The sequence below is a fragment of the Lentzea fradiae genome, assembly GCF_900100955.1.
Taxonomy (GTDB): domain Bacteria; phylum Actinomycetota; class Actinomycetes; order Mycobacteriales; family Pseudonocardiaceae; genus Lentzea; species Lentzea fradiae.
Genome location: NZ_FNCC01000001.1, coordinates 710,531 through 729,786 on the forward strand (window position 1 = coordinate 710,531; position 19,256 = coordinate 729,786).

Sequence of the window (19,256 nt, forward strand, 5' to 3'; positions counted from 1 at the left end):
TGTCGGTGCTGTGGCGATCACGATGGTCGGCAGTGACGCCAAGGCCGCGCTTGCCGAAGCTGTGCGAATGCATCACACACTGCGGTTCCCGGATTCGGGGCTTGGCTGGCGCATTCGTGAGATTGCTGCCGGAGGGAGTGCGCTGGTTGATGGACGTCCAGGACATCCGAAACTGGTTCGTCGACAAATGATGAAGCCCATGAGGGCTGCCGGTGGTTGGCTATCTCTCGGGTAGCCTCTATTGCGGCGCTCGGATCTGGTGGGGCTGCGAAGCTGAGCAGTAAAGCCGCGACAGCGAGCTCGACCCCGGAGAGCCTCTGGGGCAAAACGGTGCAGCCGTAGATGTCAAGCAGGACAAGATGATGTTGGGCAAAGCTGCTATGAGTGTGTTTCCGGATGTGACATCGTGTATTTACTGGAGATCAACACTTACGTCGGTCTGTCATTCCAGCCTGCAGCCTCGAAAAATCAGCTTTGAAGGCGGTTGATGTGGTCAGAGAGCACCTCCGGATTAACCGACTCGGGTTTGCTGAATACGAAGACATGATTGAGCTCGCCAATAGAGTGGATGTGTCAAGGGTTGCAGGAGTGCTGAATTCGATTGTGGAGCTGTTTCTCGCAGGAGAAGGCGACATGATCGACTCGCTGTCGGACGGTGCGCAGGCGGATTTTGTGGTCCCCCTGGGAATGTGTGGGAGAATGCTTGCGGGTGGTGACTATTCGGCGCTGGAGTTAGTCGCTGCGGCCTGCACCGTGAGATATGCGGCCGAACCTCACGTGTCTGAGTTCTCGGGCAGCCTCGTGCAGATGCTGGCTCAGCTGCCACGCTGAGCGATGTCAGTGATCGCAAACGAGCGCCGCCGAGTGGATTTCGGCGGCGCTCGTTATCCGTTTGCAGGCGGGGAAATGGGTCCACGTGTGGATAGGCGAGTCGGTGGCGAAGCCGGCCTTGGGTCGACTCGGGCGTTGCGCCAGCGGATGTAGGCCGCGATCGTGGCGTTCTGCTCGTCGCGGCTGCGGTGAGCCTAACTCTGCATCCGGAGAGTCTTATCGAATTTAGAGCGCCATGACACGGAGACGAAGCTGATCTGTGAAGAAGGCCCTGCAGTCAGCGGAGGTCCAGTACGACCTTGCCGGTGACACCGCTCTCCACCGCTTCATGTGCAGCCGCCACGTCGTCCAGCCCGAAGGAATGCACGGGAAGGGGCGAAAGCAGGCCACGCTCCAACGCCGAAGTGATGTCGGCAGCTGCCCGAAGCAGCGCGTCCCGAGGTTCGGTGAGGAACAAGGCGAACCGCAGCACGAGGTTCGGCCACATCAGCCGGAACACCGGCAGCGTCGGGTCCACCGGCTGTGCCGCGTAGGTCACGATCGTCGCGCCCGGAGCGGCGACGGCCAGGTCCAGTTCGAGGTTGTCGGTCAGTGCGACCTCGATGATCCGGTTGACGGGTCCGGTTCCGTCGAGGATCTGTTGCACGGCGTCGGCATCGCGGTAGTTCACGACGAGGTCCGCGCCGGCGGCGCGGGCCAGAGTGGCTTTTTCCGGGCTGCTGACGGTTGTCACGATTCGCGCACCGGCGATTTTGCCCAGTTCGATCGCGAAGTGGCCTACGGCGCCTGCTCCGGCTGCGACCAGCACCGTGCTGTCTTTCGGTGAGCCGTCGGCGTGCAGGCACCAATGTGCTGTCATGGCTGGGATGCCCAGGCCGGCACCGAGTTCGTCGGAGGCTCCGTCCGGCAACCGGACCGCCTGTTCGGACGGCACCACGGTCCACTCGGCGGCGGTTCCCCACGGTGAGCCGGCCATCCAGATCCAGACGCGTTCGCCGATCCTGTTGGTGTCCACGCCTGCGCCGACGGCGTCGATCACGCCCGTGCCGTCTTGGTGGGGGATGCGGCCGCGGAGTTCGCCTACCGGGCCGAAGTCCTCTGGGGACGAGTTCGCGCGCATCCACATGTCTCCGGGGTTGATCGCGGAGAGGGTTACGCGGACCCGCACCTCGCCCGGGCCGGGTTCTGGCCGGGCGACGTCGAGCACCTGCAGCACGGTTTTCGCGGGGCCGTTGGTGGTGAAGAAAGCTGCCTTCATCGTTCGTGTTCTCCGACGTGGTTGATGTGGCTAGAGGGCGGCCATGATGCGGCGCATGACGGACTCCAGGTCGCGTTCGCCTTCTGGTGTCTGCACGCCGTGTTCCAGGGCGTGTGTCATGAGCTGCGGGGGCAGAGGGCCGCTCACCAGTTCGGCCCACGCGTTGTGCTCCGCCTTCAGGCCATCCGTCAGGTCGGTCGGCGGGACCAGGCTCTTTGCCGCGGCGATGAGTTCCGGTGACAGGGCGGCGATTTTCTTCGCGATCTGGTCGACGAACGCGTCCAGTTCGGCGGCGGGGACAGCGCGGTTGATCCAGCCGTAGGCGGCGGCTGTGTCCGCGTCCACGAGGTCGGCGGTCAGCAGCAGTTCCAGGGCGCGGTTACGGCCGACCCGGTCGCGCAGGTACTGCGTTCCGCCGCCGCCGGGGACGATGCCCATCAGCACCTCGGTCTGGCCGAGGCCCGCCGTCTCCCGCGCGGCGAAGGTCAGGTCGGCCGCCGCGACGAACTCGGCGCCGCCGGCACGGGCCTTGCCGGCGAGCTTGACGATCGTGACCTGCGGCTGGTGGCGGAGCAGCTCGCCGACCCCTTGGAACAGGTTGGCGTCCGGGTTGCGGTCGGCGATGTCCTGCAACCCGTCCAGCTCGCCGAGGATGTGGATGTCCACATGTGCCAGGAAGAACTCCGGGCTGGCACTGGAGAACACGATGACGCGGACCGAGTCGTCCTCGCGCAACGCACCGAGCACCTCGTGAAGTTCACGGATCAAGGTGCCGCTGAGGACGTTCACGGGAGGGTTGTCGAGCGATATCCGCGCCACCCCCTCGTCGATGTCGACGGTGAGCGTTGCGCAGGTGTCCAGCTTCACGGGTGCCTCAAGTAGTCGATAGGCCAGTAGGTTTGCGATGCATACCTACCTTGACCACCGTGCAGCCAATGATCAATAACGCACTTTCGGATCACCAAGGATGCTCAAGGACACCACGCCCGCCGACCGCCATCGCGGTTGATGGGTGTCAGACCTGGTTGCGGCCACCGTCGATGAACAGCTCGCTGCCTGTGATGTAACTGCTGTCGCCGGATGCGAGGAAGAGGACCGCGGTGGCGACCTCGTCGGGTTGTCCGACTCGGCGCAGAGGAATGCCGGCGGCATTTTCTTCTTGGTAGGCCACGGTTTCGGCGTTTTCGGGATGGGTGTTGATGTAGCCGGGGCTCACGACGTTGACGCGGATCTGCCGGTCTCCCAGTTCGACGGCCAGGTTTCGGGCGAGCGACCGGATGCCGGCTTTGCCTGCGCCGTAGACCGACAGGCCGGGTGCGCCCGCCGAGCCGGCCGCGGAGGACATCAGGATCACCGAGGCGCCCGGGTTCAGCAGGGGCAGCAAGACCTGCACGGTGAAGTAGGTGGAGCGGAGCGTGCTGGCGATGTCTTCGTCGAAGGTCTCCGGTGTGGTGGTGTGGAACGGGGCGAACCGGCCCGAGCCGGCGTTGGCGAACAGCACGTCCACGCCCCGGCCGTGAGACTCGGCGGCGGCGCGCAGGCGGTTCAGGTCGTCGGTGTCGGTGACGTCGCCCAGCACTCCGGTGGCGGCTGGACCCAGCTCGCTCACGGCCGCGTCCAGGGGTGCGGCCCGCCGGGCGGTGAGGAGCACCTGTGCCCCTTCGCTGACGAAGCGCCGCGCGGTGGCGAGTCCGAGTCCCGCCGAGCCGCCGGTGATGACTGCCAGTTTGCCGTCCAGTTTTCCCATGACTCCGAGTCCTATGCCGCTGTCGTCGCGGGAACGAGCGTGCGCAGCTCTTCGAGCATCTCGATCTGCGTCTCGATGTCGTCGGACGGCGGGGACGCGAACAGGACCCCGTCGATCTGCTGTTCCCGCAGCCGGTCGATGTCCTCGGCGAGCTGGTGCGGGGAGCCGGCGAGGAACGGGCGGTCGCCGCTGATCGGCTTGGGCTGCATGGGGTTGTTGGTCTGCGCTGTCACGGTGAGCGCGGCCGGGTTTCGTCCCGACTTCTCGGCGGTCGTGCGGAAGCGGGTCGCGAAGGCGGCCGTCCCGTCCAGGGTCCAGGCGATCGGCGTGATGCCGTCGGCGATCCGCGCCGCGCGGTCGATGCCGCCGTCGCTGTTCGCGCCCACGACGATCGGGATGTCGCCGCGGACCGGCTTCGGGTTCACCTCGGAGGCTTCGATGGCGTAGAAGCGGCCGTCGTGCTCGACGGGGTCGGGGCCCCAGCAGGCGCGGATCGCCGCGATGACGTCGTCGAAACCGGCGCCGCGGCGCTTCATCGGGACGCCGGCAGCGGCGAACTCCTGGGCTATCCAGCCCTGTCCGAACCCGGCGATGACCCGGCCGTCGCTGAACTGGTCGAGCGTGGCGTACCTGCGCGCGAGCACGACCGGTGGGTGGAACAGCGGGTTGACGATGTTGGTGCCCAACGAGATGCGGCTGGTGAGCGCGGCCACGTGGCTCAGGGTCTGCAGCGGCTCGAAGGTGACGCGGTAGACGTCCGGGATGCGTTCCAGCTCGCCGTCGGGGCCGGGCATCAACGGCGCCATCGGGCGCAGCAGGCGTTCGTAGGTCCACAGCGAGTCGTAGCCGAGCCGTTCGGCGGCCAGCGCGATGGTCGTGATGTTCGCCGGCGACGCGTGAACGCCGGACACGGGCAGCATGATGCCGAGCTTCACCAGGTACTCCTGCGGCTGAGGGTGGTGAACTCGATGCTAGGCACTGTTCAAAGATGAAGTCAAGCTTGAACTGAGCTTCTGGTCGGCGAGGAACTCGCGCACGATCGCCGTGAACTCGGCCGTTCGATTCGACTCGGACCCGGTGCACATCGGGCTGGCCCTGGAGGCGTACCACTGGCTGGGCCCCGCCGCGCGGCCGGTGGCTCACGCGGCGGGGTGACCTCATGCGCCCGCGGGCACCGGAAGTGGTGGCGGCGCACAGGTGGTGTCCGGACGGTCGCCTTGCAGCCGGGCCGGGAGCGCGCCCGACAAGAGGTAGTCGGCGATCTTCGAGTCCACGCAGGTGTTGCCGCTCAACGTGGTGGCGTGACTGGTGCCGCCGGGCAGAGCGACCAGGGACGCGCCGGGAAAGCGCTTCCTGACCTCGATGCTGCCGGGGAACGGCTCCGCGCCGTCCTCCGTCTCGACGACCAGCAGCGCGCTCGGCACACCCGTGCCGTCGATGTTCACCGGCGTGCCCGCCTGCACCGGCCAGTCGAGACAGGGCGCGTTGTACCAGGTGTTCAACCACGTGAAGTCCGGTGCCTGCCGGTAGGTGCGCCAGGCGTCGGCACGCCACTGCTCCCACTTCGCCGGCCACCGCACGTCGGTGCACTGGGTCGCGAGGTACACCGCGTACCCGTTGTCGTTGCCCGGTCCCTGGACGGCCTCGAACAGCTCCTTGACCGGGTTCCAGTCGCCCGCGACGAGACTGGCGAACGCCTCGGCCACCGTCGTCCAGCTCGCCTGGGAGTACTCGGCGGGGATGAAGGCGTCGGCCATCTCGCTCGGGCCGACCAGCCCACCGGCGGGGGCGGCGGCCAGTTTTTTGAGCTGGGCCTCGTAGGTCTGCCGCACCCAGGAGGGCGTGGCGCCGAGGTGGTAGACCGAGTCGTACCGGGCGACCCAGTCCATCCAGGCCCTGAGGTTGCGGTTCATCGCGATGTTCTGGTTCAGGTTGATCCGGTAGAAGACGTCCCTCGGGTCGACGCTGCTGTCCATCACCAGCCGCCGGACGCGGGACGGGAAAAGGGCGCTGTACACCTGCGCCACATAGGTGCCGTACGAGACGGCGTAAAGACTGACCTGCCGCACGCCGAGGGCCGCTCGGATCAAATCGATGTCACGGGCGTTGTCGGTGGTCTTGATGTTCGCCAGCAGCGCGGGGTCGTTCTTCGCACCGCAGTCCTTCGCGTACTTCCTGGTTCGCGCGAGCCATGCCGCCTCGTCGGCCTGGTTCCGAGGAACATAGTGCGGCCGGTTGTGGGTCATGTAGCCCGGATCGCACGACAGCGCGGGCTTGCTGGCACCGACGCCACGGGGGTCGAACGAGACCCAGTCGTAGGCTTCGGCCGCACGGCCGGGCACTTGCGAGCCGAGAGTGGTGAACGGCAGCCCGCTGCCGCCGGGGCCTCCGGACACGGTGACCAGCACGCCCTGGTACTGCGAGCTGGGAACCTTGTGCTTCACCCGGCTGACGGCGATCTGCACCTGCCTGCCGGTGGGATCGTCGTGGTCCAGGGGGACGGACAAATGACCGCACTCCGCCCCGGCCTCGACGAACGACTGGTCTGTGCACGCACCCCAGTCGATTCCGCGTGTTGCCGTCGCCGTACCGGGTACGACGAGTGCCGGGATGAAGACGAGGGCGGTTGCGGCGAGTGCCGCGAGAGTCCTCATGGGGTCAACGCTCCTTGAGTTGTGGAGATGGGTGTTCAGCGGCAACGCAAATCCTTCGCGGGCAGAGCGCCGCGGGTGAGGAACGCGTCGGTGGCCCGGTCGGCACAAGCGTTTCCCGTGCCGTAGACGTAGTGGCCGCCGTTGTCGGCGCCCACGAAGACCGCCCGGCCGCCGAGTGCCCGGCGCATGCCGAGTCCGGTCTCCCACGGGGTGGCGTGGTCGCGGCGGTTCTGCAGCACCAGGGCGTTGCGCGGGCCTTGGGAGGTGACCTTCACGCGAGGCCCGGCCGGCTGGGGCCAGAAGGCGCACGGCCAGATGTTGGCCGGCATACCGGCGGTGAGCGGGAACCGGCCGCGGTCGGCCTGCGCGGCCCTGGCGTACCCGGCCACGTCACGCGACCAGGAGGCGTCACCGCACATCAGCGCCAGCGTCATCGTGATCATGTTGTCAGCGGGCACTCCCGGCTCTTCCCGGCTGTCCGCGAAGACCTGCCGGAGCACGGCCAGGTCCGTCTCAGCCGGTGCGCCGCCTGAGGACAGAGTGGCCGCCGTCCTCCAGAAGCGGGTGAGCAACGGCAGGGTGTCGTTGCGCATCAACAACTGGTAGGTGACGCCGCGCAGCACCACACCGTCGAGAGGGACCGGGCTGCCGGGGACCGCGGCGGGAGTCCGGTCCAGCCGGTCGGCCAGGGCGAGGTAGGTCCGGGTGACCTCCTCGGGCGTCCGCCCGAGACCGAGCCCGGCTTCGGCGGCGACCTTCGCGGCGTCCGGGAACCGGTCGGCCATGCCCTGGCTCCACGCCTGCTGCTGGCCCTGCCACACGAGGTTCGGGTCCACGTTGCCTTCGAGGACGATCCGGTCGGTGTGCCGGGGGAACAACGAGGCGTAGACGGCGCCGAGGTACGTGCCGTAGGACTGGCCCCAGTACGAGATCTTCGGTGCGCCCAGCGCCTGCCGCACCAGGTCGAGGTCGCGGGCGGTGTTCGCCGTGGTGAAGTGCCGCAGGTCAGGACCGGCGGCCGCGCACTCGGCGGCGGTGCGGCGGGCGGCGCCGACGTTGTGCTCGATCGACCCGTCGGCGCCGGGGTAGGGGAAGGCGGCGGCGTAGTTCACACTCGACAGCCCGCAGCTCTGCGGGGTGCTGTGCCCGACGCCCCGGGGGTCGAAGCCGATGAGGTCGTAGGTGTCCAGCACCTCCTTCGGCAGCTGTGCCGCCATCTGGCTGGGCATGGTCAGGCCGCCCAACGCGGGACCGCCGGGGTTCAGCAGCAGGAAACCGCGACGGTGACCGGGTTTGGCGGTGGCCAGCTTGGACACCGCGATGGTGATCGTCCGGCCTCGGGGGTGCCGGTGGTCCAGAGGCACCGTCACGGTGCCGCACGTCTCCTGGGAGGATTGGCTCGGGCACGCGCCCCAGGCGATGGCCGGGCCGGCGCCCGCCTCGGCCATCGGCAGGCAGGCGACGCAGGCCGCGACGGCGGCCACCGCGAGCGAGCCGGCCAGGATGGTTTTTCTCATGAGCGGAACGCTAGGAGTCGGTGGGGGTGCTGCGATTCGTGCTCGGGAGGACATTCCGTGTAGGTCGTGAGAGGGACACGGACTTGACGGTCACGCGCCGGTTCCTTGGCGATCTTCTGGTCGCGGGGCTGTTCACGGCACTGGCGTTCGTGCCGTGGATGGGCGCGATGAGCTCGCAGTTCGGTGATCTGCCCGCCCGGCCGTCCGACGCGTTCTCGGTGGTTCTCGTTCTGGCGCAGACGCTCCCGATCGCCGTGCGCCGTCGCTGGCCGGTGGCGTCCCTTGTCGTCATCGGCGTTTCCTGGGCCCTGTACCAAGTTCTCGCGTATCCACCGCAGTTCGGCACCGTGACCCTGTATCTCGCGCTCTACACGGCGGGGGCGTACCAGCGGCGCTTCCGGACGGTCACGGCGATCACCACCGTGACCGCGTACGTGGTGGTGTCGCTGCTCGTCCACCGGCTCGGTTCGCCTTACGGCGTGGCCGACTTCCTGGTCTTCCTGGTGCTGGTGTCGCAGTGCTGGGTGATCGGGGCGTACGTCCGGCGGTACCGGGCCGACGAGGTGACGCGCCGCCATCTGGCGGAAGCCGCTGCGGCAGCGGAGGAACGCACCCGCATCGCCCGGGAGCTGCACGATGTGGTGACCCATCACGTGACCGCGATGGTGGTGCAGGCCGACGTCGCGCAGCTCGTTCCGCAGCGGGACGACGCACCACCGGCGTTGCAGGTCATCGGCGACACCGGGCGTCGGGCACTGTCCGACCTGCGCGCGCTGCTGGAGGTGCTGGAGGAGCCGCGCAGCGTCCGGGAACTGGTGGAGCACAACACGCCGCCCGCGACCCTCACCGAGGAGCTCGACCCGCGGACGTTGCCACCGGCCCTCCAGCTGGTCGTCTACCGCGTCGTCCAGGAAGGACTGACCAACGCCGCCAAGTACGCGGCGGGACAGCCCACCGCGGTCAGGATCGCGCGGGACGGCGACACCGTCGAGGTCGAGGTGACCAACGTGGCGGGCACGCCGGTCGAAGGGCTCTCCGGTGGCCGCGGGCTCTCCGGCCTGCGGGAACGGGTCGCCGCGCTCGGCGGCACGGTCACCCCGGAAGTCCTGCCCGACGGCGGCTTCCGGCTGTGCGCGAGGATTCCCGCATGACGATCCGGGTGGTGGTCTGCGAGGACCAGGAACTGGTGCGGACGGGGTACGTCGCGGCGTTCGGCTCCCAGCCGGACATGCGGGTGGTCGGCGAGGCCGCCGACGGGCCCGCCGCGGTCGAGGCCGTCACCCGGCTCCGGCCGGACGTCGTCGTCATGGACATCCACCTGCCGTTGCTGGACGGCATCGAGGCCACCCGGCGCGTCGCGGGGCCGGGGGTGCCGGACCCGCCGAAGGTGCTGGTGGTGACGACCTTCAACATCGACGAGTACGTCTACCGCGCCCTGCGCGCCGGTGCCAGCGGGTTCCTGCTGAAGGACACGCCGCTGGCCGAGCTGATCCAGGGCGTCCGGACCGTCACCCGCGGCGACTCCCTGCTGTCACCGGCGGTGACGAAGACGCTGATCGGCCGGTTCGCCGGACGTATCCGGCCAGGGGAGACGGGGGACGCGCGCCCGCTCGACGTGCTGGCCCCGCGTGAGCTGGAGGTCCTGCGGCTGATGGCCGGTGGCCTGGCCAACGCCGAGATCGCCGAGCGGATGACGATCACCGTGCAGACCGTGAAGACGTACGTCTCGCGCATCTTCGCCAAGCTCGACCTGCGCGACCGGGTGCAGGCGGTCGTGCTGGCCTACCGCAGCGGCCTGATGGACGGCGAGGTCTGACCGGCGCGCCGCGGGACGAACCTGCCCCGGTTGCGGGCCGCGACGAGCATCGCGCAGCCCGCCGCGCCACCGATGACGACGGCGAAGACGCTGGCCTCCGGCCCGAACTCGCCGCCGCTGAGAAGCAGCGGCCCCGACGTCGTTCCGCGCAGCAGCCCTCCGGCCGTGCCGTCGGAGCCGGACACGGTGGTGCCGAAGATGCCGGACTGCGCGAAGTTCCAGCCGAGGTGGAAGCCGATCGGCAGCCACAGCCGGCGGGTCAGCGCGAAGCAGGCGGCGGTCAGCACCCCCATCTCGATCGCGAGCGCGACGGCACCCCACACCGTGGCCGAGGGGTTGACCAGGTGCGTCCCGCCGAAGACCGCGCTCGACACGACGACCGCCGCCACGGTGCCGGTCCGTTCCTCGACGAGGCGGAACAGCACCCCGCGGAACAGCAGTTCCTCGCAGGTGGCGATGCCGGTCATCAACCCCAGCGTGGCCACCACGCCGGTCGCGGAGCCCCATTCGGCCTGGTAGCCGCCGAACACGAAGATCAGCAGGAGCGCGAGGGAGAAGAGGGCGACGCCGAGCGCGACCCCCCGAGCCGTCTGCGGCACGAGGTCCCGCAGCGCGATCTCCGACGTCTTGCGTCGTTCCAACCGGCCGACGACCTGCGCGTACACCAGCAACGCGCACGCTGCGGTGGCGACGCCGGCGACCAGCCCGGTGACCGGGTGCGCGGCGGCCCGCACGTTCAGCCAGGCGAAGCCCACGTCGACCACCACGAACAACGCCAGCAGGACTCCGAACCGGGTCCGATACGACCTGGGCCCGCTCTCGACAGCCATCGTGTTCTCCTCCGGATCAGCACTGACGTGCGATGACCCGAAGGAAGCTATTCAGGATCCGGCCACCGGAAATCACACCGTGGCGGACAGGCTTTGTCCCTCTCGGGGATGACAACGGACAGCTCACGCGGCCGGGTCGCCCGGCCGCGTGCGAGACCCTCAGCGGACCTGCTCGGCCTTGAACTGCATCCGCGGCGACGCGTAGTGCTCCTGGGCCTGCACCAGCCGCAGCTCGCGCTCACCGGAGCGGTAGGTCAGGTCGATCAGGTCGAAGACGCTCGACGCGGTGCGCTCCAGCGCCAGCGCCGCGTCCTTCGTCTGCACGTAGTGCGCGGTGAACAGCGCGGCGGTGACGTCGCCGGACCCGTTCGCCTTGAACGGCAGGTGCGGGGTGTTCACGAGCCACGCCCCGGAGGTGTCCACGACGAGCATCTCGATCGTGCCCTCCTCCCGGTCGGGCCGCTCGACGCTCGTGACCAGCACGGTCGACGGTCCCATCGCGCGGGCCAGGTCGGCGGAGGCGAGCGTCTCCTCGACGGTGGCGGGCTCGGTGCCGGTGAGGAAGCCCAGCTCGAACTGGTTCGGGGTGATGATGTCGGCCACCGGCACGACCCGGTCGCGCAGCAGCACGGGGATCTCGGGCGCCACGAAGCACCCGGACTTGGCGTTGCCCATCACCGGGTCGCACGCGTAGAGCGCGGCCGGGTTCGCGGCCTTCACCCTGCGCACCGCGTCGATGATCACGTCGGCGATGCCCGTGCCGCCCTGGTACCCGGACAACACGGCGTCGACCTGCGGGAACACCCCGCGTTCCTCCACGCCGAGCAGGATCTCGGCCACGTCCGACGGCGGCAGGAGCGGGCCGCGCCACGCGCCGTAGCCGGTGTGGTTGGAGAAGTTCACCGTGGGGATCGGGACGACCTCGACCCCGAGGCGCTGCAGCGGGAACACGGCGGCGGAGTTGCCGACGTGGCCGTGGGCGACGACCGACTGGATGGACAAAACCTTCATCCGTCCACCCTAGAACCCCCACACGACCGCTGCCGAGACGATGCGCCTGGCAGACGCGGCTTGGCGCGCGAGATATTGGTCTCGTTCGCGCCGCGGGTACGATTTCGCCGGTGATGTGCAGGTGAGCGGAAGTTCTGTCGTGGTGAGCCCGATGCCCGGTGAGTACCCGGTCGGCTTCGGTGTGGCGGAGCTGCTCGCCGACGCCGACCGTTCCGGCGGCTGGCTGCTGACCGTGGGCGGCGTCGCGCAGTCCTATGTGGACCTCGACGACCCGGCCCATCTGGAGTTCGACTACGTGCGGCGCATGGGCGACGTCGTCGACGCGCTCGCCGGTGGGCCGTTGGACGTGGTGCACCTCGGGGGTGCCGGGTGCACGTTGCCGCGTTTCGTCGGCGCGACCCGGCCCGGATCGCGCCAGCTCGTGTTCGACCTCGACGGTCCGCTCATCGACCTCGTCCGCGCCCAGCTCGCCTTGGACCGGGTGCCGGGCCTGGAGGTCCGGATCGCCGACGGACGGGCCGGTCTCGCCACCCGCGGCGACGCCTCCGCCGACCTGGTGATCGCCGACGTGTTCAAGCAGATCAGCATGCCCAGCGGCATCGCCACCGCCGAGTTCGTCCGTGACGTCGCCCGCGTTCTGCGAACCGGTGGGACCTACCTGCTCAACGTCACAGACGGACCGGGTCTGCTGTTCTCCCGCAGCGTCGCGGCGACGATCGCTGACGTCTTCGAGCACGTCGTGATGCTCATCGATCCGGGCGTGCTCGGGGGCGAGCTGCACTACGGCAACATCGTGTTCGCGGCATCGCACGCCGGACTGCCCGTCGAGACCATCGCCCACCGCGTCGCCTCCGCCGCCGTGCCGGCGCAGTGCGTGACCGGCGAGGAGCTGAAAGCGTTCTGTGGCACCGTGAACCCCCTCACCGACGAAAACCCGATGATCCCGCCCGAACCGCCGCCGTCGGCGTGGTGACGCGCGGGACCACCGCGACCGTGAAAGGGGGTGCGGCGTGGAGAAGCTCAACCGGGAGCAGATGATCGCCTTGGTCGAGCGTCTGATGCGGCCGGGCTTCCCGGAGGGAGAGGACGCGGCGGCGGAGGACGCCCTGGTCCGGTCCACGGGCAATCCGCACGTCCTCGATCTGATCTTCCACCCGGAAGAGGGGAAGGAGGATCTGACGGCGGAGGAGATCGTCGACGAGGCGCTGACCTACCGCCCCTTCGCGCTCTGAGGCGCCACGGGGCTTCCGGTGTCAGGCGATGTGGTGGCCGGTCCACCAGTTCCCCGGCGCTTCGGGGTCCGTGCTCGACCAGAAGTCCACGCACGCCTGGATGAACTCCTCCGCGGTCAGCACGCCGTCGCCGTCGAGGTCGAGGTGCTTGAACGCCGTCGCCGACTCCTGCTCGGTGAGGCCGGGGAAGTGGCCCTGGTGGAACTTCCAGAACTCGGCGGGGCTGACCTTGCCGTCCTCGTCGGTGTCGGCGATGGTCAGGAACGTCTCCGCGAGCGCTCCCACGGTCCTGCGAGCGGCCTCGGGGTCGTCGGCGAGGCTGCCGGTGGAGGCGACGAACTGCTCGCGGCTGATGGAGCTCCCGCCGCCGGGGATGTGGGGCTCGTGCAGGTTCCGCCAGATGCCCAGGTACGCGTCGACGATGCGCCGCTCCTCGGGCGACCCGGAGGCGTGCCCCAGGGTCGCGGCGGCACGGCGGCCCATCAGCACGTGGTCGTGTTCGGTCAGCAGGCCGTCGCCGTCGACGTCGAGGTGGTCGAAACCGAAGTTGATCTTGGACTTGAGCAGGTCGGTGACGGGCACTGGATCCTCCTGGCCGGCGGGGCGGGTACCCGACCTGCCTACAACATCCGGGGGAGGGGACACGATCCTCTGACCACGATCGGGTCAGCGCATCATGCCGTCAGGTGACGACCGGCCGTCAGAGCTCGATCGGGTCGAAGTGGGTGTTCGCGACGACGAACCGCCTGCCCGTCGAACGGTCCGCGAACCGCACCCACGTGACCATGCGGGTCACGTTGTCGCCGCACGACTTCGAGTCCGCCACGTCCGGCGTGGCGGACAGCCGGAAGACCGACAATCGCCTGGGCTGGACACCTCCTGCGACAGGAAGTCCAGATCGGCACGGGAGAGGAGGTCGCTCGCGGTGGGCACGGTTCACCTCTCCGGCGGGTGATGCCGGACGAACTCGGTGAACGAGGTGGCGTCCCTGCCGGTGATCCGCGGGACCTCCCTGGTCACGCGGTCCTCGGCGTCGTTCGCGGTGAGGACGTCCGACCAGACGAGCGCGTCGACGAACGGGCGCGGGAACCCGGCACCGGTGAGCTGCGCGGCGCGTTCGGTGGCGGTGACGGGCCGGTAGCGGACGGGAAGACCCCACTCGGCGGCGATGGTGGCCGCGATGTCGTCGTAGGACAGCGCCTGCGGCCCGGTGATCACGTGTTCCCGGCTGTCGTGGCCGTCGCGGACCAGCAGTTCGGCCGCGACCGCCGCCACGTCCGCCGCGTCCACCCAGCCGATCCGGCCGTCACCCGCGGCGGTGACGATCTCGTGGCGCTCGCGGACGGCGACGGCGGTGGGGTGCGCGCCCAGGAAGTTCTGCATGAAGCCCGAAGCCAGCAGGACCGACCACTCCGGCATCTGCTGGACGGTCAGACGTACGGCGTGCAGGCCACGCGCCGTCATGGGGAAGGAGCAGGAGTTCAGCAGCACCGCCCGCCTGACCCCGGCCGCCAGGGCCGCGCCCAGGAACTTCTCGACGACGCCCACCGGATCGACGTCCAGCGGCGGCGGCAGGAGGTAGACGCTGTCGACACCGCGCAGCGCCTCGTCGTACGTGCCGGGGTCGGCCCAGTCGAACGGGACGTGCCGCGCCCCGGAGGGAAGTTCTTCCTTCGGAACGCTCCGGCTGGCGACGACCACCCGCACACCGCGCCCGGACAGGACGTCGGTCACGACACGACCGGTCTGCCCCGTTCCTCCCGTGAGGAGGACCGTCCTGATCTCGGTCATCGTGCGTCCTCCTGACCCGCGAGGCCGGTCGCCGCCGTGGTCCGGGCCGGGTTCCGGTCCAGCCGGCTGGGTCTGCCGGGCGGCGCGTACGGGAACTCGATCACGGCGTCCTCGGTGAAGAGCGACCGCCGCAGGACCGCGTGCGCGGGACTTTCGGCCGAAGTCTCTTGTGGTGTCATCTCAGTCCTTTCCGGTGGGATGCGGGGTCGCCCGGACGCGCCCACGACCCAGGCCCGTGGTCGAGCGCCCGGCGCAAGGCGAGTTGCTCCGCGGCCGCCGCCTTGACGTCGTCGGCGAAACCGGCGTCGTGCCTCGCAGGCTCACGCCGGTGAGTGGAAATCACGTCGCAACGGTACCGTTCCGTCCTCACGTGCGCAACGCACGACTAAGCTGCTCGCATGACTCGACGCGCGCTGTACGGAGCGGCCGTTCTCCAGCCCGAAGTCACCGCCGCGATCGTCTCGGCCGTGCTCGCCGAGCTCGTCGAACGCGGCTACGCCCGGCTGTCGATGGAAGGGGTCGCCAAGCGGGCGGCCACGAGCAAGAACGCCCTGTACCGCCGCTGGCCCACCAAGCAGGACATGGTGCTCGCCGTCCTCGCGGACATCGGCGTTCCCATGTCCGACGTCGCCGAGACCGGCGACCTGCGCCGGGACCTGCGCGCCGCCGCGGAGTCGATGGCGGCCTGGCTCGCGGCGGAGCCCTACTCCAAGATCATCCCCGACCTGATCGCCGAGGCGCAGCGGACACCCGCCCTCGCCGAGGCCATCTCCACGACGATCGCGGCGCCGCGGCGCGCCCACCTGCGCTCGCTTGTGGCAGGAGCCATCAGCAGGGGAGACCTGCCGACGGACACGGACGTGGAGATGGCCCAGGACATCGTGGCCGCGCTCATCTACTGGCGCATGGTCGTGCGGCAGGCGCCGACCGAGCCCGACTTCATCGACCGCGTCACCGACACCGCCCTGCGCGCCCTGGGCGCTACAACAACCTGAGCTGCCGCAGGTCGCTCACGTACTTGAGGACCAGCTCCCGGGTGATCCCGGGGATCTCTCCCGACTCGCCCAGCTTCTCCTGCCGCACGGCCTCCCGGAACTGCCGGGGGCGTGCCGCGTCGTCGCCCTCGGGCTCGGCCGGCGTGCGGTAGGAGTGCAGGAGCGGCAGCAGCGAGTGCTGGCGGAGCGACTCCGGCAGCTCCCGCAGCGCGGACTCGAAGCGGCGGAACCACTCGTCGTAGTCCTCGATCCGCGTGATGGGGTGGCCCGCCTCGACCAGCCAGTCGACGAAGGTGTCCAGGGAGATGCCGTCGTCGTGCGGGTTGAACACGTGATAGGTGCGGTGGCCCTCGACCTCGCGGGTGCCCAGCACGTTCACGGCCTCGGCGATGAAGTCCACGGGCAGGCCGTCGTAGTGGGCCCTGGGCGGGGTGCCGTCCGCGCTGCGGTAGAACGTCTTCGGGGCGAGGCCGGTGGTCACCAGGCTGAGCACCAGCCGGGTGAACATGTCCGGCACGTTCAGCTGACCGGTGAAGTGGCTGTGGGTGAGGATCATGTCCGAGCGGAGCACCGTCACCGGCAGGCCGCACTGCTCGTGCGCCTCCCGCAGCAGCACCTCGCCGGCCCACTTGCTCAGCGAGTACCCGTTGGCGTAGTCGCCGTTGCGGTGACGCACGGCGCCCATCGTGCGGACGTCGGCGGTCTCCGTGAACTCGCCGGGAGGAACCTGGCTGCCCACGCCCACGGTCGAGATGTTGGTGAACGGCTTGATCCGTCCCGTGATCGCGAGCCGGATCAGTTCGGCGGTCCCCACCACGTTCGGCCCGAAGAGGTGTTCGTAGGGCAGCACGTGGTTCACCAGCGCGCCGGGGTGCACGATGGCGTCGACCTCGGCGGCGAGCCGCTGCCAGGTCCGTTCGTCGAGCCCGAGGGACGGCTCCGCCAGGTCGCCCGCCAGAACTTCGAGGTGCTCCTCGGCCAGGTCGTGGTAGAGCGCGAGCAAGGTGGCGTCGCCCGTGTCGAACGTGGCGTCGAGCCGCTCGCGGGCCGCCTTGTCATCGGCACCGCGCACCACGCACACGAGCTTCCCGCCGGTGCGGGAGAGGCGTTCGAGCCAGTCGAGGCACAGGAACCGGCCCAGGTATCCCGTGGCGCCGGTGAGCAGCACCACCCGGGGAGGCCCGCTCGGGTGGGGCAGGGTGGAGGCCGCCGCGACCACTTCCCGGTCGAGGAACCGGTCCAGGGTCAGGTCGGCGGCCCTGACCTCGGTCGCCCCCACGCCGTGAACCGATGCGAACGTGGGCCTGACGTCTCCGGATTCCCGTTGCGCCGCAACGTAAGCCGCGATCGCCCGCAGGGTGCTGGACGGACCGAGCAGCACACCCACCGGAACCTCGATCCGGTAGATCTCGCTGAGCAGCGAGGCGAACGAGACCGCGGACAGGGAGTCGCCTCCCAGCTCGGTGAAGCGCGCCTCGCTCTCCAGCTCCGAAGGGCTGCAACCGAGCATCGCCCGTGCCGCTCGCGCCACCGTCTCCTCGACCGGCTGGTCCGGTCCGCCCTGCCGCAACGCGCGCAGCTCGTCGGTCTCGCCGCGGGCCAGCTCCGCGTAGAGCGCCTCCAGCCTCTCGCCGTAGCGCTCGCGCAGCCGCGGCAGCAGCAGCTTGCGCACGTCCGACAGCAGGCCGTTCTCCGCGCTGAACGGCTCGGTCTCGATGAGGAAGCCGCGGGGGATCTCGTACGGCTCGAACCCGGCCCGCGCCGCCGTCCGCCGCAACGCCTCGACGAGTCGCGGCCGCAGCGCCTCCGCGTCACCCGCTTCCCGCAGCGCGGCCTCGGAGGGCACGATCACCGCCAGCAGGTGCGCCCGCTCACTGCTGCCGTAGACGTAGATCTGCCGGATCAGCGGATCGGTGGTGTACTCGGCTTCGAGCTTGGACAGTGCGACGAACTCGCCCTGCGACAGCTTCTGCACGTTGTTGCGGCGGGAGACGTAGGCGAACTGGTCAGGGCCGGTCAGCGCCATGATGTCGCCGGTCCGGTAGAAGCCGTCCTCGTCGAAGACCGACGCGGTCAGCTCCGGCCGCAGGTAGTAGCCGGGGAACATCGACTCGGCCTTGAGCAGCAGCTCACCGCGCGGGTGAGGCCGGTCCGTGTGGAAGTAGCCGAGCTCGGGGACGTCGACCAGCCGGTAGTCGATCACCGGTGGGCGCATCAGCTTGCCGTTGCGCAGCACCGTCCCGAACTCCGTGGAACCGTAGCCCTCGGTCAGGGGCCCGCCGAGGCACTCCTCGGCGAACCGCTTCATCTCCGCGGAGATCGGAGCGCTGCCGACCAGCGCCTCCACGATCCGCCCGCCGAGAACGCGGGTGCGCAGGTCCTCCTTGACCGCGGCGTCCAGGTCGGGTTCGCCGGCCCGCAGCCCCAGCAACCGCTGGTACTCCTGGAAGAGCATGTCGAAGATCCGCGGCACCGCCATGAGCTGCGTCGGCCTGGCCAGACTGATGTCCTCGAAGAGCGTGGAGAGGTCGCTGCGGGCGGAGAAGTGGACAGTTCCCCCGCGCCCGAACGTGCCACTGATGATCGTCCGGCCGAACGCGTGGCTCATCGGCATGTAGCTCATCGTCAGCACCGGGAACGCGGCCCCGCCGGGCTTGCCGCCGAGCCACAGCCGGCGCACCCCCTGCTGCGTGTAGATCGCTCCCTTGGGGCTGCCCGTGCTGCCCGAGGTGTAGATCAACGTCGCCATCGGGTCCTCGCCGGCCTCCGGCACGTGCACCGGCGGAGCCGGACGCGTGCGGCCCTGGTCGAGCACCTGCGCGAACGTGGTCACCTCGATCCCGGTCCCGGCCAGCGCTTCCTCGAACTCGGCGCAGGCGTCCTGTTCGTCACTGACGTCGGCGCGCACGTCGAAGACCAACGCGAACCGCGCCCCGTCGGCCTTCCGAAGCAGCTCAGCCGCCTTGGGGAGGTACTCGAGGCTCGTGGCGAGGATCAGGGGACGGCTTTCGGCCAGGATCTCGTGCAGCTGGGCCACCGGCGCGTTCGGCTGCAACGGCACCGTCACCGCACCCAGCCTGACCGCCGCCAGGTCCACCGTCTGGTACTCGCTGCTCGTGAAACCGATCGTCGCCACGAAGTCACCGGCGCGAACACCCCGCGCCGCCCACTCCGCCGCGACCGCACCCGCGTCAGCCCACAGCTCGCCGTAGCTCCGCGTGACGAAACCCGGCAACAGCCGCCGAGTCCGGCGCCCGGTCGCCGGATCGGTCACCGTCTCGACCTCCCGCACGGCCACGGCGGGCCGGTCGGCGTAACCGGTCATCAGCCGTTCGACCGTCGTGCCCAGCGCGAGGCCCGGCTCCCGGACCGCCTCCGTGATCACCGGATCGGGGACGAGCGCACGCAGCCCCGGTTCGTTCGCGAACAACGCCTCCACGAGGTCCGTCTCTCGCGTGCCCGCGGGATCCACGCTCACTGTCGTCACCACGTCCGTTCGGTAGTCACTGGCGCACTTCTTCACGGCGTCGAACCGGGAGTGAGGCCGTGCAGCGGTCTGGTGGGTAGACGATCA

The 19,256-nt window shown here is 69.5% G+C and carries 19 protein-coding genes; 6 read left to right on the forward strand and 13 right to left on the reverse strand.

The features are described 5' to 3' along the window. The first annotated feature begins 474 nt into the window (after positions 1–474). A complete protein-coding gene (locus BLT23_RS03175; protein ID WP_143035798.1) occupies positions 475–831 on the forward strand; it encodes a hypothetical protein in 357 nt (118 codons plus the stop codon). A gap of 277 nt (positions 832–1,108) precedes the next feature. Here BLT23_RS03175 and BLT23_RS03180 read toward each other — a convergent pair whose 3' ends face one another. The 6 genes from BLT23_RS03180 to BLT23_RS03205 all read right to left on the reverse strand — a co-directional run bounded on the left by BLT23_RS03180 (position 1,109) and on the right by BLT23_RS03205 (position 8,007). Further along, positions 1,109–2,089, reverse strand: coding sequence for an NADPH:quinone reductase (locus BLT23_RS03180; RefSeq protein WP_090045375.1), 981 nt, complete (start codon positions 2,087–2,089; stop codon positions 1,109–1,111). Positions 2,090–2,119: 30 nt separating this feature from the next. Continuing rightward, positions 2,120–2,956, reverse strand: coding sequence for an enoyl-CoA hydratase/isomerase family protein (locus tag BLT23_RS03185; RefSeq protein WP_143035799.1), 837 nt, complete (start codon positions 2,954–2,956; stop codon positions 2,120–2,122). Positions 2,957–3,104: 148 nt separating this feature from the next. Further along, complete coding sequence (locus tag BLT23_RS03190) at positions 3,105–3,836, reverse strand: SDR family NAD(P)-dependent oxidoreductase (protein ID WP_090045378.1); 732 nt, start codon at positions 3,834–3,836, stop codon at positions 3,105–3,107. An 11-nt stretch (positions 3,837–3,847) separates the two neighbouring features. Further along, positions 3,848–4,771: an LLM class flavin-dependent oxidoreductase gene (locus BLT23_RS03195; protein ID WP_090045380.1), complete on the reverse strand. Its 924-nt coding sequence runs from the start codon at positions 4,769–4,771 to the stop codon at positions 3,848–3,850. A gap of 222 nt (positions 4,772–4,993) precedes the next feature. Further along, on the reverse strand, positions 4,994–6,490 hold the full coding sequence (locus BLT23_RS03200; protein ID WP_090045382.1) for an alpha/beta hydrolase: 1,497 nt from the start codon (positions 6,488–6,490) through the stop codon (positions 4,994–4,996). 35 nt (positions 6,491–6,525) lie between these two features. Continuing rightward, complete coding sequence (locus BLT23_RS03205) at positions 6,526–8,007, reverse strand: alpha/beta hydrolase (RefSeq protein WP_090045384.1); 1,482 nt, start codon at positions 8,005–8,007, stop codon at positions 6,526–6,528. An 83-nt stretch (positions 8,008–8,090) separates the two neighbouring features. On the opposite strand from BLT23_RS03205, the gene BLT23_RS03210 reads away from it, so the two are divergent. Together BLT23_RS03210 and BLT23_RS03215 are read left to right on the forward strand one after the other, a co-directional pair. Continuing rightward, on the forward strand, positions 8,091–9,158 hold the full coding sequence (locus BLT23_RS03210; protein WP_245743501.1) for a sensor histidine kinase: 1,068 nt from the start codon (positions 8,091–8,093) through the stop codon (positions 9,156–9,158). After that, positions 9,155–9,823, forward strand: a complete 669-nt coding sequence (locus BLT23_RS03215; protein WP_090045386.1) for a response regulator — start codon at positions 9,155–9,157, stop codon at positions 9,821–9,823. Before BLT23_RS03210 ends, BLT23_RS03215 begins: the two co-directional genes overlap by 4 nt. Here BLT23_RS03215 and BLT23_RS03220 read toward each other — a convergent pair. Together BLT23_RS03220 and pdxY are read right to left on the reverse strand one after the other, a co-directional pair. Beyond that, positions 9,790–10,653: a CPBP family intramembrane glutamic endopeptidase gene (locus BLT23_RS03220; RefSeq protein ID WP_090045388.1), complete on the reverse strand. Its 864-nt coding sequence runs from the start codon at positions 10,651–10,653 to the stop codon at positions 9,790–9,792. The two genes, BLT23_RS03215 and BLT23_RS03220, sit on opposite strands and share 34 nt — an antisense overlap. A gap of 159 nt (positions 10,654–10,812) precedes the next feature. Next, complete coding sequence (pdxY, locus tag BLT23_RS03225; protein ID WP_090045390.1) at positions 10,813–11,664, reverse strand: pyridoxal kinase PdxY; 852 nt, start codon at positions 11,662–11,664, stop codon at positions 10,813–10,815. 121 nt (positions 11,665–11,785) lie between these two features. Between pdxY and BLT23_RS03230 the strand changes: the two genes are divergently transcribed. Next, positions 11,786–12,637 (forward strand): spermidine synthase, encoded by an 852-nt coding sequence (locus BLT23_RS03230; protein ID WP_245743511.1) that lies wholly within the window; start codon positions 11,786–11,788, stop codon positions 12,635–12,637. A 37-nt stretch (positions 12,638–12,674) separates the two neighbouring features. Continuing rightward, complete coding sequence (locus BLT23_RS03235; protein ID WP_090045392.1) at positions 12,675–12,896, forward strand: hypothetical protein; 222 nt, start codon at positions 12,675–12,677, stop codon at positions 12,894–12,896. A 21-nt stretch (positions 12,897–12,917) separates the two neighbouring features. On the opposite strand, the gene BLT23_RS03240 is transcribed toward BLT23_RS03235, so the two are convergent. The 4 genes from BLT23_RS03240 to BLT23_RS03255 all read right to left on the reverse strand — a co-directional run bounded on the left by BLT23_RS03240 (position 12,918) and on the right by BLT23_RS03255 (position 14,866). Next, positions 12,918–13,478, reverse strand: a complete 561-nt coding sequence (locus tag BLT23_RS03240) for an EF-hand domain-containing protein (RefSeq protein WP_176946563.1) — start codon at positions 13,476–13,478, stop codon at positions 12,918–12,920. Between the two features lie 118 nt (positions 13,479–13,596). Continuing rightward, positions 13,597–13,755 (reverse strand): hypothetical protein, encoded by a 159-nt coding sequence (locus BLT23_RS03245; RefSeq protein WP_176946564.1) that lies wholly within the window; start codon positions 13,753–13,755, stop codon positions 13,597–13,599. Positions 13,756–13,832: 77 nt separating this feature from the next. Further along, entirely contained in the window at positions 13,833–14,687 is an 855-nt protein-coding gene (locus BLT23_RS03250; RefSeq protein ID WP_090045394.1) for an NmrA family NAD(P)-binding protein, read from the reverse strand. Further along, positions 14,684–14,866 carry a hypothetical protein gene (locus BLT23_RS03255; RefSeq protein WP_090045396.1) on the reverse strand — a complete coding sequence of 61 codons (183 nt, stop codon included), beginning with the start codon at positions 14,864–14,866 and terminating at the stop codon, positions 14,684–14,686. The genes BLT23_RS03250 and BLT23_RS03255 overlap by 4 nt, the downstream gene beginning before the upstream one ends. Positions 14,867–15,085: 219 nt before the next feature. Here BLT23_RS03255 and BLT23_RS03260 point away from each other — a divergent pair, with 219 nt between their 5' ends. Continuing rightward, the gene (locus tag BLT23_RS03260) at positions 15,086–15,682 is read left to right on the forward strand and encodes a TetR/AcrR family transcriptional regulator (RefSeq protein WP_090045398.1); all 597 of its coding nucleotides are present in this window, start codon (positions 15,086–15,088) and stop codon (positions 15,680–15,682) included. Here BLT23_RS03260 and car read toward each other — a convergent pair. Beyond that, on the reverse strand, positions 15,669–19,160 hold the full coding sequence (gene car / locus BLT23_RS03265) for a carboxylic acid reductase (RefSeq protein ID WP_245743512.1): 3,492 nt from the start codon (positions 19,158–19,160) through the stop codon (positions 15,669–15,671). The genes BLT23_RS03260 and car overlap by 14 nt on opposite strands. Positions 19,161–19,256: the final 96 nt, after the last annotated feature.

Excerpts from the sequence above, each read along its gene's own strand:
- BLT23_RS03205 (WP_090045384.1), bottom strand. The coding sequence starts at position 8,007 with ATGAGAAAAACCATCCTGGCCGGCTCGCTCGCGGTGGCCGCCGTCGCG.
- pdxY (WP_090045390.1), bottom strand. The coding sequence starts at position 11,664 with ATGAAGGTTTTGTCCATCCAGTCGGTCGTCGCCCACGGCCACGTCGGC.
- BLT23_RS03180 (WP_090045375.1), bottom strand. The coding sequence starts at position 2,089 with ATGAAGGCAGCTTTCTTCACCACCAACGGCCCCGCGAAAACCGTGCTG.
- BLT23_RS03190 (WP_090045378.1), bottom strand. The coding sequence starts at position 3,836 with ATGGGAAAACTGGACGGCAAACTGGCAGTCATCACCGGCGGCTCGGCG.
- BLT23_RS03250 (WP_090045394.1), bottom strand. The coding sequence starts at position 14,687 with ATGACCGAGATCAGGACGGTCCTCCTCACGGGAGGAACGGGGCAGACC.
- BLT23_RS03260 (WP_090045398.1), top strand. The coding sequence starts at position 15,086 with ATGACTCGACGCGCGCTGTACGGAGCGGCCGTTCTCCAGCCCGAAGTC.
- BLT23_RS03200 (WP_090045382.1), bottom strand. The coding sequence starts at position 6,490 with ATGAGGACTCTCGCGGCACTCGCCGCAACCGCCCTCGTCTTCATCCCG.
- BLT23_RS03215 (WP_090045386.1), top strand. The coding sequence starts at position 9,155 with ATGACGATCCGGGTGGTGGTCTGCGAGGACCAGGAACTGGTGCGGACG.
- BLT23_RS03255 (WP_090045396.1), bottom strand. The coding sequence starts at position 14,866 with ATGACACCACAAGAGACTTCGGCCGAAAGTCCCGCGCACGCGGTCCTG.
- BLT23_RS03220 (WP_090045388.1), bottom strand. The coding sequence starts at position 10,653 with ATGGCTGTCGAGAGCGGGCCCAGGTCGTATCGGACCCGGTTCGGAGTC.